The organism is Streptomyces sp. NPDC004539 (assembly GCF_040610055.1).
Classification (GTDB): domain Bacteria; phylum Actinomycetota; class Actinomycetes; order Streptomycetales; family Streptomycetaceae; genus Streptomyces.
Map to the genome: position 1 here is coordinate 80,977 of NZ_JBEXLS010000023.1, position 14,898 is coordinate 95,874.

At 70.0% G+C, this 14,898-nt stretch carries 12 protein-coding genes; 5 read left to right on the top strand and 7 right to left on the bottom strand.

Features of this window, described 5'->3' with window-relative positions:
* Positions 1-95: 95 nt before the first annotated feature.
* The 5 genes from ABZX85_RS36600 to ABZX85_RS36620 all read right to left on the bottom strand — a co-directional run bounded on the left by ABZX85_RS36600 (position 96) and on the right by ABZX85_RS36620 (position 4,008).
* Entirely contained in the window at positions 96-410 is a 315-nt protein-coding gene (locus ABZX85_RS36600) for a hypothetical protein (protein ID WP_355878722.1), read from the bottom strand.
* A 531-nt stretch (positions 411-941) separates the two neighbouring features.
* Entirely contained in the window at positions 942-1,319 is a 378-nt protein-coding gene (locus ABZX85_RS36605; RefSeq protein WP_355878725.1) for an SDR family NAD(P)-dependent oxidoreductase, read from the bottom strand.
* Complete coding sequence (locus ABZX85_RS36610; protein WP_355878728.1) at positions 1,316-2,344, bottom strand: alcohol dehydrogenase catalytic domain-containing protein; 1,029 nt, start codon at positions 2,342-2,344, stop codon at positions 1,316-1,318. The genes ABZX85_RS36605 and ABZX85_RS36610 overlap by 4 nt, the downstream gene beginning before the upstream one ends.
* Positions 2,344-3,204, bottom strand: a complete 861-nt coding sequence (locus ABZX85_RS36615; protein WP_355878731.1) for a fumarylacetoacetate hydrolase family protein — start codon at positions 3,202-3,204, stop codon at positions 2,344-2,346. The genes ABZX85_RS36610 and ABZX85_RS36615 overlap by 1 nt, the downstream gene beginning before the upstream one ends.
* Positions 3,205-3,225: 21 nt before the next feature.
* Positions 3,226-4,008 carry an IclR family transcriptional regulator gene (locus ABZX85_RS36620; protein WP_355878734.1) on the bottom strand — a complete coding sequence of 261 codons (783 nt, stop codon included), beginning with the start codon at positions 4,006-4,008 and terminating at the stop codon, positions 3,226-3,228.
* 47 nt (positions 4,009-4,055) lie between these two features.
* Here ABZX85_RS36620 and ABZX85_RS36625 point away from each other — a divergent pair, with 47 nt between their 5' ends.
* Together ABZX85_RS36625 and ABZX85_RS36630 are read left to right on the top strand one after the other, a co-directional pair.
* On the top strand, positions 4,056-5,771 hold the full coding sequence (locus tag ABZX85_RS36625) for an IlvD/Edd family dehydratase (protein ID WP_355878736.1): 1,716 nt from the start codon (positions 4,056-4,058) through the stop codon (positions 5,769-5,771).
* 267 nt (positions 5,772-6,038) lie between these two features.
* A complete protein-coding gene (locus tag ABZX85_RS36630) occupies positions 6,039-6,719 on the top strand; it encodes an SDR family NAD(P)-dependent oxidoreductase (protein ID WP_355878739.1) in 681 nt (226 codons plus the stop codon).
* Between the two features lie 73 nt (positions 6,720-6,792).
* Here ABZX85_RS36630 and ABZX85_RS36635 read toward each other — a convergent pair whose 3' ends face one another.
* Positions 6,793-8,454, bottom strand: a complete 1,662-nt coding sequence (locus tag ABZX85_RS36635; RefSeq protein ID WP_355878742.1) for a M4 family metallopeptidase — start codon at positions 8,452-8,454, stop codon at positions 6,793-6,795.
* Between the two features lie 369 nt (positions 8,455-8,823).
* Here ABZX85_RS36635 and ABZX85_RS36640 point away from each other — a divergent pair, with 369 nt between their 5' ends.
* Positions 8,824-9,972 carry an FAD-dependent oxidoreductase gene (locus tag ABZX85_RS36640; RefSeq protein ID WP_355878745.1) on the top strand — a complete coding sequence of 383 codons (1,149 nt, stop codon included), beginning with the start codon at positions 8,824-8,826 and terminating at the stop codon, positions 9,970-9,972.
* 389 nt (positions 9,973-10,361) lie between these two features.
* Here ABZX85_RS36640 and ABZX85_RS36645 read toward each other — a convergent pair whose 3' ends face one another.
* Positions 10,362-11,537 carry an MFS transporter gene (locus ABZX85_RS36645; protein ID WP_355878748.1) on the bottom strand — a complete coding sequence of 392 codons (1,176 nt, stop codon included), beginning with the start codon at positions 11,535-11,537 and terminating at the stop codon, positions 10,362-10,364.
* A gap of 326 nt (positions 11,538-11,863) precedes the next feature.
* Here ABZX85_RS36645 and ABZX85_RS36650 point away from each other — a divergent pair, with 326 nt between their 5' ends.
* Together ABZX85_RS36650 and ABZX85_RS36655 are read left to right on the top strand one after the other, a co-directional pair.
* Positions 11,864-13,300, top strand: coding sequence for a M28 family peptidase (locus ABZX85_RS36650; protein WP_355878751.1), 1,437 nt, complete (start codon positions 11,864-11,866; stop codon positions 13,298-13,300).
* A 165-nt stretch (positions 13,301-13,465) separates the two neighbouring features.
* On the top strand, positions 13,466-14,839 hold the full coding sequence (locus ABZX85_RS36655) for an FAD-dependent oxidoreductase (protein WP_355878753.1): 1,374 nt from the start codon (positions 13,466-13,468) through the stop codon (positions 14,837-14,839).
* The last annotated feature ends 59 nt before the right edge of the window (positions 14,840-14,898 follow it).

The window sequence follows — 14,898 nt, forward strand, 5'->3', positions numbered from 1 at the left end:
TCGGTTCCCCCGCCCCGCGAAACGCAGCTTCAAGGGAGCGACTCGGTGGGAGTCGACCGTACAGCGCGGTCGCGAGAGTGTCGGGATACCGGGATTCACGCCAGGAAGTCCTCGATCAGTTCGGCCGGGTTGGCGGCTTGGGTGGCCTCCTCCTCCCAGCCTGGGCAGTCCATGTCGAACACGACCACGGGAATTGGGCGGCCGAATATCCTCTCGATGGTGCCGCTCGCATGGAGGTGAGGGGAGAGGTCGACAACGGCGTCGTGGAAGTGGAGTTCGAGAAGGCGGGACTTGGCGCGAAACTCATCGTCCTCCAGCATCCGACCGAGATCGAGTTCGCCGTCGTACCAGATGCCGAGGTTCCTGGCCTCCTCCTCGTACTGACTCTCCGTGTTGTAGCCGATGTCCACGCACGGGCGGCGATTGTCGGCATCGATGCGCTAGATGCTGAAGGCTAGGACGTATATCTCACGCTTCAGCTGCTCGGGGACGCGCCCCAGGATGCCGGTGGCAGCCTGCCGTGGATGCGTCTGAAATGTCTTCCGTTCCACCACAGCGACAGCGTCTCACTCGGAGTTGATGGGTCACACTTGCACGGTGGAGCCAGATCAACTTCGTACGGTGTGGAGCCACTCTTGGACCGGGCAGTGGAGCCCCCAAACCGTTTATAAACAGCCGACCCTTGCAGGTCTACGACCCCACTGTCCCTCATCGATCTGGCGGCGAGCAGCCTCTCTTGAAAGACCGGGATGTAGGTCACCGCCTGTCGGCTGGGTCACGTGCGGCGACCATGCTGCCGGCGCAGCCCGGGCCTGGATGCGCGGTGTGGCCTCAGTCGGTGTGAGGAGTGATTCTGCCTGCCTACACCAGGACCTTCTGGCACATGATCGCGACACTTCCGCCGGTGCCAATGCCCAGACCCCCGACTGCGTCTCTCGCCATCAGCTTGCAGCCACACTCGACAACGGCGCAGTCCCCGGCGGACCGCTGAGCGCGTGCACGGCCCCCTTGCTGGCGCTGTACAGGGCCCACTCGGCGTCCCCGTTCCCCGCGATGTCGCCGACCGCCCCGATCCCCGCGTTGTTCACCAGGACGTCCAGGGAACCCAGCAGACCGACGGCGACGCCGACGGCCCGGTCGACCTCCGTCGGGTCGGTGATGTCGCACCGCACGGCGTGCACGCCGTCCGGTGCTCCGTCGGTGTTGAGGTCGAGGACGGCCACTTGGGCACCCCGGGCCCGCAGGAGGGCGGCCGTGGCGGCGCCGATGCCTCCGGCGCCGCCGGTGACGAGCGCGCCGACGCCGTCGAAGTCGTTCATGGGGCTGTCCTCGTTCCGTCGGGGCGGGGGTCGACAAGGATCTTGGGGCCGGGGCCGCTCCCGGCGGGGCGCCCGCCCGCGAGGACGGCCCCCACACCGTCCAGCCCCACGGTCGCCGCGACCAGCGGCCGTGGGTCCACGACTCCCTCCGCGTACGCCCGGATCGCCGCGTCGAGTCCCGGTGACGCGGACAGAATCCCGGTCACCGTGACGTCCTTGAGGACGAGCGTCCGGGTGTCGATCAGGCTGGGTTCGCGGGCCAGCCCGATGTAGACGAGCCTCCCGGACGGCTCCACCGACTCCAGTGCGTGCGCGGGGAGTTCGACGGCGGTCGAGGCGTCCACGACGGCGTCGTAGGGCAGGTCCGGGACGGACTGCCAGACGTGGGTGAAGCCGAGGGTGCGGGCGAAGGCGAGGGAGGCGGGGGTGAGGCCCAGGAGGTGGACCTCGGCGCCCTGGGCCCGCAGGAACAGGGCGGTGAGCAGGCCGATCGTCCCCGGACCGAGGACCAGGACCCGGTCCTCGGGCCCGGCCCCGGTGGCGCGGGCGGCGCGCAGCGCGTTGCCGCCGGGCTCGACCAACGCGCCCAGCTCGGCGTCCACTTCTTCCGGCAGGGCGTGCAACGAGCCCGCGGGCACCGCGAGTTGTTCCGCGAGGGCGCCCGCGCGCCCGCCCCGGACGCCGACTTCCTGGCGCCGGTCGCACACGTGCTGACGGCCGCGTCGGCAGCGGCGGCAGTCGCCGCAGCCGAGCATCGTGTCGCCCATGACGCGGCGGCCGAGCCAGGCGCGGTCGACGCCGGGGCCGACCCGCGAGACGCGTCCGCACCACTCGTGGCCGGGGCGCAGCGGGTAGGCGGCGTGACCCTGGTGGAGGTAGGCCATGTGGCCGGTGTAGAACTCGACGTCGGTGCCGCAGACCCCGGCGCGTTCGACGTCCACGACGACCTCGCCGGGTGCCGCCTCGGGCGCGGGGAGGTCGACGACCTCGTGGGCGCCCGGGGCGGTGAGGACGAACGCGCGCATCAGCGGGGCGCGATGACGTGCTGGCGCTGCGTACCGAGGCCGGTGATGCCGAGTTCCATGGTGTCGCCGGGCTGTAGCCACACCTGAGGGCTGAGGCCCATGCCGACGCCGGGCGGGGTGCCGGTGTTGATGAGGTCGCCGGGTTCGAGGGTGAGGAATTGGCTGAGGTAGTGGACGATGAAGTAGGGGTCGAAGATCATCGTCTTGGTGTTGCCGGTCTGCCGGCGTTGCCCGCTGACGTCGAGCCACATGTCGAGGGCGAGGACGTCGTCGATCTCGTCGGTGGTGGCGAGCCAGGGGCCGGCCGGGTTGAAGGTCTCGGCGGACTTGCCCTTGGCCCACTGCCCGCCCCGCTCCAGCTGGAAGGCGCGCTCGCTGACGTCGTTGACGACGACGTACCCGGCGATCGCGTCGCGCGCGTCGTCCACCGAGTCCAGGTAGCTGGTGCGCTTGCCGATGACGATGCCCAGTTCCACCTCCCAGTCGGTCTTGGTGGAGCCGCGCGGGATGCGGACGTCGTCGTTCGGGCCGATCAGGGTGTTGGGGGACTTGGTGAAGAGGATCGGCTCGTCGGGGACGGCCATGCCCGACTCGGCCGCGTGGTCACGGTAGTTGAGGCCGATGCAGAGGATCTGGTGCGGGCGGGCGATGGGGGCGCCGATCCGCTCCCCGGCGAACCGGGAGACCTGTCCGGCCGCCACGCGCTCGGCGACCACGGGGCGGATACGGTCGATTCCGCCGCCGCCGAAGAAACCCTCGCCGAAGTCGGTGACGACGTCGGAGAGTTCGACGTACGTGTCGTCGTCGATACGGGCGACGGGCTTCTCCGCGCCGGGGGCGCCGATGCGCATGAGGTACATGGGGGTTCGTCTCCTGAGAGGTCAACTCGGCAGCAGGGCACGGATGTCGTCGAGGGCGTCGACCATCGCCGCCAGCGGCGAGCGGTAGGCGAGCGCGCTGACGCTGACCGCGCCCGAGGGGGTGGACGGCGAGGTCAGGTACACGGGGAGGGCGAGGCAGTGGATGCCGGTCTCGTTCTCCTGGTCGTCGATGCCGTAGCCGCGCTGCCGGGTCACGGTCAGCTCGGCGTGCAGCTCTTCCGCCGTACAGCGGGTCCTGGGGGTGCGGCGCTCCAGCGTGCGGTCGCCGATCCACGCCTCGACGTCCGCGAGAGTGGTCAACTCCCTTGCCAGCAGCAGCTTTCCGACGGCCGTGGTGTGGGCGGGGTTGCGTCCGCCGATCGTCGAGGTGAGGCGGACGGCGCCGGACGGCGGGTCGACCTTCGCACGGTAGACGACCTCGCGCCCGTCGAGGACGGCGTAGTGCGCGGTCTCGCCGAAGCGGTGGGCGAGCGCTTCGAGGACCGGGCGGACGCGGACGTGGTCGGGGCGGGCCTCGTGATGGGCGAACGCCATGCGCAGGAACTCGTCCCCCAGGACGTACCGGCTGCTCGCGTCCTGGTCGGCCAGGCCCGCCCGGCGCAGCGCGCCCAGCGCCCGGTGCACGGTGGGCTTCGGGCTGCCGATCGCGCGCGTCAGCTCTTCGAGCCCGGCCCCCTCGGGGTGGCGGGCGAGTTCCCTGAGAACGGCGAGCACCCGGTCCGACCCCACGAGCCGATCGGCTCCGGGGTCTGTCGGCACGTCGTCCGTCTGCGTATGCTCCATGACGTTCCAAAGATTAGACCTGCGTGTCGATTATTGGAAGGCACCCCATGGTGACGCTTCGCAGCGCTCAGTGGTACGAGGGACAGGACCGCAACTCCTACATCCACCGGGCGTGGATGCGCCGGGGAGTCCCGGACGACGCGTTCACCGGCCGCCCCCAGATCGCGATCGCCAATACCGCCTCCGACCTCACCCCCTGCAACGCCCACCTCGACGAGGTCGCCGCCTCCGTCCGCAACGGCGTCTACGAGGCGGGCGGCATCCCGCTGGACCTGCCCGTCGTGTCGCTCGGCGAGACCAACGTGCGGCCCACGGCGATGCTGTGGCGCAACATGGCCGCGATGGCGACGGAGGAGATGCTGCGCGCCAACCCCATCGACGGCGTCGTCCTGCTGGGCGGCTGCGACAAGACGATCCCCTCCCTGCTCATGGCGGCGGCCTCTGTCGACCTGCCCGCCGTCGTCGTCCCCGGCGGCCCCATGCTCAACGGCACTTTCCAGGGCGCCCTGCTGGGCTGCGGGACCGGCGTGTGGAAACTCTCGGAGGAGGTCCGCGCCGGCACCCTCTCCCAAGCCGACTTCACCCGCTCGGAGTCGGCGATGATCCGCAGCAAGGGCCACTGCAACACGATGGGTACGGCCTCGACGATGGCATTGGTCGCCGAGGCGCTCGGCACCGTCCTGCCCGGGGTCGCGGGGACACCGGCCCCGGACAGTCGGCTCCTCCAAGCCGCCCACGGGACAGGGAAGTTGGCGGTCGGGATGGTCGCGGCGGACCGGCGTCCGGGGACGTTCCTGACGAAGGGGAGCTTCCACAACGCGATCGTCGCCCTCGCCGCGATCGGCGGGTCCACCAACGCCGTCGTCCATCTCCTCGCCATCGCCGGGCGGTTGGGGATCGAGTTGACGCTCGACGACTTCGACCGGATCGGGTCGCGGGTGCCGGTGCTGGTCGATCTCCAGCCCGCCGGGCGGTACTTGATGGAGGACCTCTACCGGGCCGGGGGACTGCTCGCGGTACTGCGCGAGGTGCGCGACCTCCTGGACCCGGACGCGCTGACCGTCACCGGTGAGCCGCTGGTGTCGTATCTCGACGACGCCGCGGTCTGGGACCCCGAGGTGATCCGCACCCGGGCCGAACCCCTCGTCGCCGAGGGCGGGATCGCCGTCCTGCGCGGCAACCTCGCCCCGGACGGCGCCCTGCTGAAACCGGCCGCGGCCTCCCCGCACCTCCTGCGCCACCGGGGCCGGGCCCTGGTCTTCGACTCCGTCGAGGACTTCCACGCCCGTATCGACGACCCGGATCTCGACGTGGACGCCGACTCCGTCCTCGTCCTGCGCGGCTGCGGCCCCAAGGGCTATCCGGGCATGCCCGAGGTCTCCAACATGCCCCTGCCGAAGAAGCTGCTGGAGCAGGGCGTCCGGGACATGGTCCGCGTCTGTGACGGCCGGATGAGCGGAACCGCGTACGGCACCGTCGTCCTGCACGTCGCCCCCGAAGCCGCCGCCGGCGGCCCCCTCGCCCTCGTCCGCACCGGCGACATCATCGAACTCGACGTCGCCGCCCGGCGCATCGACATCGACGTCCCCGCCGAGGAACTCGCCCGCCGGACCCCGGACAAAGCCACCACCTCGGCGTTCGCCAGCCCCCGACGCGGCTGGGAACGGCTCTACGTCGACCACGTGCTGCAAGCCGACACCGGAGCCGACCTCGACTTCCTGATCGGCACCACCGGCTCCGAGGTGAGCCGTGAGTCGCACTGACCGTCTCCCCACCTCCGACGCCACGCTGCCCGCCCGCCCGCGTGCGCGTCCAGCCCGGTGCCACCGTGCGGGCGGTGAACACCGGTCCGGCCCGGTACGGCCGCGAGCTCGGCCTCGACCCGGCCGGAGCTAACGGCCTCCGCGGCGGCTGCCGAGGCCCGCTCCCCGCGGGGAGTACGCGCGACAGCGCACGTCTCGGTGAACCGCACCCGCGAACTCGGCGTGACGCGGGCCACCGGCCACCCCTTCGTACGGCGATGGAGAACCATGACGATCATCAGGTCCGCCCTCGTGACCGGAGGCGCCCGCGGACTCGGGGCAGCCACCGCTGATCGGCTCAGGGCCGAGGGCATGAGAGTGGTCACCCTGGACATCGAGGGCGCCGACATCAGTGCGGACGTGACGGACGAACAGAGACTGCGTCACGTCAAGGACGAGGTCGGGCCGGTGGATGTCCTGGTCAACTCGGCGGGTGTCGTCGGACCGGGCAAGCCGCTCACCGAGACCACCACCGAAGAGTGGCGCCACGTCCTCGACGTCAACGTCCTCGGGACCGTGAACACCATGCGCACCTTCGTCCCGGGGATGTGTGACCGGGGCTGGGGACGCGTCGTCAACTTCGCCAGCATGGCCGGGAAGGACGGCAACCCCGGCCTGTCCGCCTACTCCGCCTCCAAGGCCGCGGTGATCGCCCTCACCAAGTCGGCGGGCAAGGAACTGGCCACCACCGGGGTCCTGGTCAATGTCATCACTCCCGCGGTCATCGCCACTCCCATGAACGACAGCACGGCGCCCGACGTGCTGGAGCAGATCACCGGACTCATCCCCATGCGGCGCATCGGACGCCCACAGGAAGTGGCCGAGTTGGTGGCGTTCCTCGCCTCGGACCGAGTCAGCTTCTCCACCGGCGCTGTCTACGACATCAGCGGAGGACGGGCGACCTACTGACCTGCCGGCACCCGAGGCGGTGCCAGGGACGTCGACGCTCCTGGCACCGCCCTTCGAGTCGCTCAGGTGCCGATCAGTTGACGTTGATCGCGGACCAGGCGGTAGCCACGGCCTGCCGCTCGGCGCTGTTGGCGCCGTAGAGGTCGGTCGCCGCCGAGAGGGTGCCGGTCCGGGCGCCCTTGTAGGTCGTGGTGGAGGTGAAGTAGGTGGTGAGCGCCTTGTACCAGATCTGGAGCGCCTTGTCGCGGCCGATGCCGGTGACGGTGGAGCCGTTGGACGTGGGGGAGTTGTAGGTCACGCCGTTGATGGTCTTCGTGCCGCTGCCTTCGGACAGCAGGTAGAAGAAGTGGTTGGCGGGTCCGGAGGAGTAGTGCGGGTCGAGGCCGGCCACCGAGGAGGACCAGTAGTCACGGGACTGGCCGTCCTTGCTGGGCTTGTCCATGTAGCGCAGCGGGGTGCCGTTTCCGTTGATGTTGATCTTCTCGCCGATGAGGTAGTCACCCTTGTCGGAGGCGTTGTTGGTGAAGAACTCGACGCCGGTGCCGAAGATATCGGAGGTCGCCTCGTTGAGGCCGCCGGCTTCGTCGCTGTAGTCGAGGTTCGCGGTGGCCGAGGTCAGGCCGTGGCTCATCTCGTGCCCGGCCACATCGAGCGAGGTGAGCGGGCGGGTGTTGCCGGAGCCGTCGCCGTAGGTCATGCAGAAGCAGTCGTCGTCCCAGAACGCGTTGACGTAGGCGTTGCCGAAGTGGACTCGCGAGTACGCGGCCTTTCCGTCGTTCCTGATCCCGCTGCGGCCGAAGGCGCTCTTGTAGAAGTCCCAGGTGGCCTGGGCGCCGTAGGCGGCGTCGGCCGCGGCGGTCTGGTCGGAGCTGGAACTCGATGCGGTGCCGGTGCCCCACACGTCGTCGGCGTCGGTGAACAGGGTGCCTTGGGAGGAACTGCTGCTGCGGGCCTTGTTGTACGTCTTGTGGCCGCCGCGGGTGCCGTCGGTCAGTTGGTACGTCGAGCCCGACAGGGTCGTGTTCAGCGTGACGGTGCCCGAGTAGAGGGTCCTGCCGGTGCCGGTCTCGATGCCCTGGTACTGGTAGAGCTGCCGGCCGGTGGCCGCGTCGGTGATGACGTGCAGTCGGCTCGGGGTGCCGTCGTCCTGGAGGCCGCCGACGACCGTCTCGTAGGCGAGGGTGGGCTTGCTGCCGTTGCCCGCCCAGATCACCTTGCGGGGCGCCTCGGAGGCGGTGGTCTGCTCGGAGCCGGCCGCCTTCGCGAGGGTCACGGCCTGCTTCTCGGCCGTGGCCGGGGCCACGGCGGGAGCGAGCGAGGCCACCTTGATGGTGGTGTTCGTCGCCTTGGTGACGCCCTTGGTGACGCCTGCGGCCGACTCGTGGACGACCAGGTCGCCGCCGAGCACCGGCAGGCCCGCGTAGGTGCGCTCGTAGCGGGTGTGCAGCGTGCCGTCGATGTCCTTGACGACGTCGCGGACGACCAGTTTCTCCTGGGTGTCGAGACCTATCTCCTGCGCGGTGGTGCCGGCCTCGGCCTGCTTGCCCTGGATGAGGGTGGTGCGGGCGGAGACGGTCAGCGCCAGGGGGGCCGCCGCGGGCTTCGCGGTCAGGTCCGAGGGGGTCGGCGCGGCGACCGCGCCCGAGGTCAGCCCGGTGGTGACCAGGGCCCCGGCGGCGACAGCGGTGGCGATGACCAGGGTGGTGCGCTTGTGACGCGCGTAGCGGGAGATCACACAAGCTCCTTGAGAAGTGGGGGGTTCCGGACGGCGTGGAGATGCCGGCCGAGACTGTGGTGCGGCTGTGCGGCGGCTGTGCGGAAGCCTCGCATGGAGTCGTGTTCATGTCAGGAGCTTGGTCCGCTGTGGCTTGAAAGCGACCAATGGCCCAGGAGCGAGGGGATGCCAGATGCCGGAGCAGCGGATCGAAGAAGGACCGCCGGTGGCTGCCCGCAGGTTCTGCCATGCCGCCGGCCTGGATGGTGCGCCGATCTCGAAGTACCCCGCCGACCGGGGGAGTAGATCCGGCTACCTGGCGGGGTGCGGACGGCCGTTCCGTGTTCCAGGCTGGTCGAAGATCGTGTGGTCACCAGGAACGGAGAAGTCGTGCAGAGGAATGCTCGTGGGCTGACGAGGCGACAGATCTTCATCGGCGGTGCTGCTGTCGCCGTCCCGCTGACGATCACGTCGTGCGGCAAGGGCTCCGGGCAGACAGCCGGAGGAACGGACGGGTTCGACGTCGTCGTCATCGGGGCTGGAGTGTCCGGCCTGACCGCCGCCCGAGAGTTGACCGACCGCGGGAAGAGGGTCGTCGTGGTCGAGGCGCGGGACCGGATCGGCGGGCGTATGTGGACGGACCGGAAGGCGGCGAGTATCCCTGTGGAGCGGGGTGCGGAACTCGTGCACGGTCCCGATGTCAGTACGTGGCCGCTCATCCGGGGCGAGAAGGTCGCCACCCACGAGATGAAGATCGCGGTGGAGTACCGCGGCGCGAGCGCCCCCTGGCGGCGGATCACTCCGGAACCCGAGGGTGATTTCCGTGTGATCGGCGGGTACGACCAGATCCTGCGGCCCCTGTCCAAGGGCCTGTCGATCCAGTTGAACACGGTGGTCCGGAAGGTCGAGTACGGCGGGGACGGGGTGACGGTGCGTGCGGAGAAGGACGGCAAGGCCGTGGCCTTCGAGGCGCGGACAGCGGTGATCACTCTGCCGCTGGGGGTGCTGCGCGGCGGTGACGTGGAGTTCTCGCCCGAGCTTCCCGCCGCGAAGACCGAGGCGATGCGCACCGCCGAGTACCACCCCGCGTGCAAGGTCCTGATGGAGTTCGCGGCCCCGGTCCTGCCGATGGACGCGGACTACGTCGAACGGGTTCCCGCCAACCCGGCCACTCTCTGGAACGCCTCGGCGGACGTCCCCGGGTTCGCCGGGCAGATCGTCGCGGGGTGGTCGGAAGGGGACCCGGCACGTGAGCTGCTGGCCATGCCCGCCGAGGCCCGTCACGCGCAGGTCCTGAAGGCGGTACGGATCGCGGCGGACCAGCCGGGGCTGACGTACCGCAGGGTCATCGAGCACGACTGGGTCAAGGACCCGTTCTCCCGGGGCGCCTACCCGCTCGACGTCCCCGACGAGGACGAGATCTACAAGCCCGTCCAGGACAAGCTGTTCTGGGCCGGCGTCGTGACCCCTCAGATCGACCTGTCCTACGAGAGCGGCCGGCAGACGGCGTCCGAGGTGCTCGAACGCCTGTCCGCCTGATGACTCCCGCGCTCCGGCCACTTCAGCCAGGCGGTTCGCAGGGGTCCGGCCTGGTGGGGCGGGGGCCGGTTCTCGCGGACCTTCGAGGTCTGGCGAGCGGGCCGGATTCACGCGTCGGGAGCAAGTCGACGCACCGTCGCAGTCGGGACACGAAGCCGACCGTGCCAAGGCGGCGATGGAGCAAGTGCCGGAGCGCGCGATCCTCACGGAGTGCTCGGCACACATGGTGGGAAGGCCGGTCTCCCGGATCACCGACGGCCTCCGGCACGCCGTCCGGCAGGCTGCTCGGTGGTGCACCGGGCTCGCGACGTGGGCAGCAGGTCCGGAAGGCACTGCTCGAAGCCGCCTTCACGGGGATGGGTCGGATAGCGATGCCGTCCCGGCAGCGCTCATTGTCGGACCCCGACCTTCAAGGGCCGATCGCAACCGAGTTCCAGTTGACGGATGGTCCGCAGCACCGGAACGGCTGCCACGGCGGTGGTCACGGCCAGCACGAGGCCGAACGCCTCGGCTCCGAGTACGTCGAGGAACCAGCCGGAAGGTGCCGGGCCCAGCCCGGTGCCGATCGCCAGCGCGCCGCCCGAGGCCGCCACCCAACGGCCGCTGCTGTCCGCGGAAGCCGCGACGGCGAGGAGCTGGACGAGCAGGCCCACGAAGCAGATCTGCCAGATCATCGCGGCGGCGACATAGCTCGGCCACCACGGGACGGCGGCGATCACCAGCTTGGCGAGGGCCTCCACACCGATCAATACGGCGACGGAGGACAGCCGTCCCGCCCTGCGGACGGTGAAGGCGCCTATCCCCACGCCTGCCAGGGACACGACGGACGCGATCGACAGCACGACCGAGACGCTGTCGGCCGACATGCCGGCCTCTCTCTCCCCGAGGATCGCGCTGTATGACCAGGCACCTTGGTCGCTCGCCCCCAGCAGCGCCACCGCCAGCAGGAACATCACGGAGACCGGCGCCCTCGACGTCGGCTCCGCGCCCTGCTCGGCCGCGTCCGGCAGGAAACGAACCAGCCAGAACGCCGGGACGCAGCAGACGGCCATGACCGCGAAGCCCGCTTGATCACCCCAGGCGGCGTTGGCTTCGGGCAGGGCGATGACCAGTGCCGCGAGCACGATGGTGCCGCCCACCACGGCGACGGCCGAGGAGCGGTCGCTGTCGCCCGTCACGGCGATCGCTGCTGTTCCGGCGGCGTAGGCCACGCCGAGACCGGCGCCGGCGAGGATGTTGCCCAGGGACAGAACGGCGAGGTCGGATGCGGAGAACGCCAGGGCGAATCCCACCGCGGTGGTGGTGATCCCGAGTCTGGCGACGCGCACCCGCCCGGGGCGGGCCGCTCGCGAAGCGAAAGTGAGCGTCGCCAACGCTGTCGCGAGCAACTGCATGGTGGCGATGAGGCCCACGGCAGTGTTCGACAGCTGGAACCGGTCGGCCACGCCCGGCAGCACCACGGGCATCACGTTGGCTCCGAGGTTGCCCAGAGAGACGCCCGTCACCAGCGCGGCACCCACGCCGATGCCGACCGCCCTCACCGGGGGTGGAGACTGATTTGTCATCAGGGCTCTTTTCTCGCGAGCACCGGTCACAGGGGAAGAGGAGCGCCGGGAATCGATCCGCCCGGGAGCCGGCGGAAGAGCGCAGGGGAAACCGTCACGCGCAAGCGGTGATCGGCGCACCCCGGCATGCCGTTGTACATCGATCGCTTCACATTATGCAGACATCGAAGCCGAAACAAGCGCTCCGTGATCTCGCCCGGTCGAGCCCCGGGTCGAATACCCGACCGAGACCCTGTTCGTTGTGTAGCGACTGATATATGTTGGCCGGAGGGTGCTGGTGGCCACCGCTGCCCACCTGGAGGCGACCACCGAAAGGAAGAGCGCACATGACCATGCGGAACTCGGGCAGCGCATCCGACGGCACATCGCGCTCCGCGATCATGCCCGACAACGAGACGATCTTCTCGTGGGTCGAGGACCTCACGGCGTTCTCGGGACGCGGTACCCAGACTGTCGACGATCGCAGGTCCGCGGACTACCTGCTCGACGCCTTCCGGGGCTTCGGGCTCACCGACGTCCAGGTGCAGGAGGCGGAGTCCTTCCACTGGAGTGCCGTCCGATCGGAACTGACGGTCGGCGGGACGTCGATCCCGCACTCACCGGTGGTGTTCTCCTTCGAGACCGAGGGCGGCAACGGCCCGTTCTCGACCGGTCCCGACGGCCTCACGGCACCGATCGTCGATGTCGGTGACGGCGAGGAGGAGGACTTCGCCCGAGTGGACGCCAAGGGCGGGATCGTGCTGTTCGATCTGCGGTTCGTACTGCCCCGCAGCGCGCTGCTGGCCGTCGGCGAGTTCTTCTACGATCCCCACGGCGGCGTGGACCCGGCCGACATGGAGACCGCCAACCCGTATCTCAGCACCTACGCCGCCGTTCTCGAACGGGCGATGGCCGCGGGTGCCGCCGGGTTCGTCGGCGTTCTGGCCGACTACTTCGACTCCCACGACATCCGCCCCGAGTACACGGAGGGCGTCACTGTCCCCGGGCTGTGGGTGACCAGGACGACGGGAGCCCGGCTCCGCGACCTGCTGGCGTCCGGCGCCACGACGGCGACTCTGCGCCTCGAAGGAGAGCGGGTCCCGACCCCCGCGCGGACCGTCATCGGCTACCTGCCCGGACGCGGTACCGACACCGTCATGATCCAGTCCCACCACGACTCGGCCTGGGCCGGCGGGGTCGAGGACGCCTCCGGAACCGCCGAAGTCCTCGCTCTGGCCTCCTACTTCAGCCAGGTTCCGCAGGCCGAGCGGCCCAAGACCCTGATGTTCGTCCTGATGGACAGCCACTGGACCGGCTACCAGGCCCACGAGAAGTTCGTCGACACCTTCATCACCCATCCGGTCGGCCCGCGCCGGATCGTCGCCAACGTCACTCTGGAACACATCGCCAAACAGGCCGAGATCGGCCCGGACGGCCGGCTCCAGATCCACGACCGCCCCGAATACCGCGGCATCTTCGAGAACGTCAGCCCGCCCCTCAAGACCGTGATCGAGAACGCCGTCACCACCCACGGCCTGGAACGCACCATCCGCCTGCCCGCCGACAAACTGTTCCCCCTCGTCGGCGAACTCCCCACCGACGCCGACCTCGTCTACCAGGCAGGCGTCCCGGTCATCAACCTCATCAGCGGCCCCCTGTACCTCTACGACAGGGCCGACACCCTCGACAAGGTGTACAAGCCGGACCTCGCCCCTGTCGCCCGGGCGTTCGCCGACATCATCGACCACCTGGCCGCGATGCCCAGCGACCGAATCCGAGCCTGACCCGCAGATCCGGCTCTCACCGGGCCGGCCTCGGCAGGCCGATTCCCGGGGCGACGTGGGCGCTTTTTAAGTTGCATGTGATGTATATCGATCGTTTTTCTGCGCTCGTCCGGCCTGCGCCGCCGGGTGCCGTCGCGCCTGTCCGAGGGCCAGGAGGCAACAACCATGGATGATCAGCACATCGACGCGATCCTCGACGCGGCACGCCCCGTGCCGCTGTGGCTCGACACCGGAGACGGGCTCGCACCGAGGAGTTCCCTGTCCGGCGGGCACCGGGCCTCTCTGGTCGTGGTGGGTGGTGGCTTCACCGGCCTGTGGACCGCCTTGCGGGCCAAGGAGCGGCAGCCGGATCGGGACGTCCTCCTGCTGGAGGGCGGCCGGATCGGTGACGCGGCGAGCGGCCGCAACGGGGGGTTCTGCGAGGCGAGCCTCACGCACGGCGAGCACAACGGCATGGCCCGCTGGCCGGACGAGTTCGCGGAGCTGGAGCGGCTGGGGCGCAAGAACCTGGCGGAGCTGATCGAGACGGTCGAGCGGTACGGCATCGACTGCCGTCTTGAGAGCACGGGCATGCTGAGGGTGGCCACGCGGCCCCACCAAGTGGAGGGACTGGAGCCCGGGACCCCGGGTTTCCTCGACCGGAACGACGTACGCGCGCTGGTGGATTCCCCGACCTACCTGGCAGGGCGCGTCACCACGGGGGACTGTGTCCTCATCGACCCCGCCCGGCTGGTCCGGGGGCTCGCCGAGGCGGCCGAAGGGCTCGGCGTGCGCATCGCGGAGAACACTCCGGTGACCGGGATCGGGGAACGGGGCTCGACGCTGCGGGTGGAGACGTCGAAAGGCCAGGTCGTGGACGACAAGGTGGTGCTGGCGACGAACGCGTTCCGGCCGCTGCTGCGTCGTCTGAGACTGTCCACCGTGCCGGTCTACGACTACGTCCTGGCGACCGAGCCGCTCACCCCCGCTCAGCTGAAGGCCGTCGGCTGGTCGGGACGGCAGGGGGTGTCCGACTCGGGCAACCAGTTCCACTACTACCGGCTCACCCCGGACAACCGGATTCTGTGGGGCGGCTACGACGCGATCTACCACTACGGCCGCCGGACACACCCGGACCTGGAGGACCGCCGGGCGACGCACCACCTGCTGGCCCGGCAGTTCTACGAGACCTTCCCGCAGCTCCAGGACGTGCGTTTCACCCATCGATGGGGCGGAGTCGTCGACACCTGCACCCGCTTCTGCGCGTTCTTCGGCACGGCGAGGAAGAACAGGGTGGCCTACGCGCTCGGCTTCACGGGGCTCGGAGTGGCCGCCTCACGGTTCGCGGCGGACGTGATGCTGGATCTCCTCGACGGCGAGGAGACCGAAAGGACGCGGACGGCCATGGTCCGGCGCAAGCCGCTTCCTTTCCCGCCGGAACCGGTCGCCTGGATCGGCATCCAGATCACCCGCCGCTCGATGGCGGCGGAGGACCGACACGGCCGCCGCAACCTGTGGCTGCGGGTACTGGACCGGCTCGGCCTCGGCTTCGACTCGTAGCCGCTCCCGCGTCACCGCTCCGCACACGACGTCCCTCCCGGCCCGGACTCGGCCGCCGG

Excerpts from the sequence above, each read along its gene's own strand:
- ABZX85_RS36650 (WP_355878751.1), top strand. The coding sequence starts at position 11,864 with ATGACCATGCGGAACTCGGGCAGCGCATCCGACGGCACATCGCGCTCC.
- ABZX85_RS36645 (WP_355878748.1), bottom strand. The coding sequence starts at position 11,537 with ATGACAAATCAGTCTCCACCCCCGGTGAGGGCGGTCGGCATCGGCGTG.
- ABZX85_RS36620 (WP_355878734.1), bottom strand. The coding sequence starts at position 4,008 with ATGGAGCATACGCAGACGGACGACGTGCCGACAGACCCCGGAGCCGAT.
- ABZX85_RS36630 (WP_355878739.1), top strand. The coding sequence starts at position 6,039 with ATGACGATCATCAGGTCCGCCCTCGTGACCGGAGGCGCCCGCGGACTC.
- ABZX85_RS36610 (WP_355878728.1), bottom strand. The coding sequence starts at position 2,344 with ATGCGCGCGTTCGTCCTCACCGCCCCGGGCGCCCACGAGGTCGTCGAC.
- ABZX85_RS36655 (WP_355878753.1), top strand. The coding sequence starts at position 13,466 with ATGGATGATCAGCACATCGACGCGATCCTCGACGCGGCACGCCCCGTG.
- ABZX85_RS36615 (WP_355878731.1), bottom strand. The coding sequence starts at position 3,204 with ATGTACCTCATGCGCATCGGCGCCCCCGGCGCGGAGAAGCCCGTCGCC.
- ABZX85_RS36605 (WP_355878725.1), bottom strand. The coding sequence starts at position 1,319 with ATGAACGACTTCGACGGCGTCGGCGCGCTCGTCACCGGCGGCGCCGGA.
- ABZX85_RS36625 (WP_355878736.1), top strand. The coding sequence starts at position 4,056 with ATGGTGACGCTTCGCAGCGCTCAGTGGTACGAGGGACAGGACCGCAAC.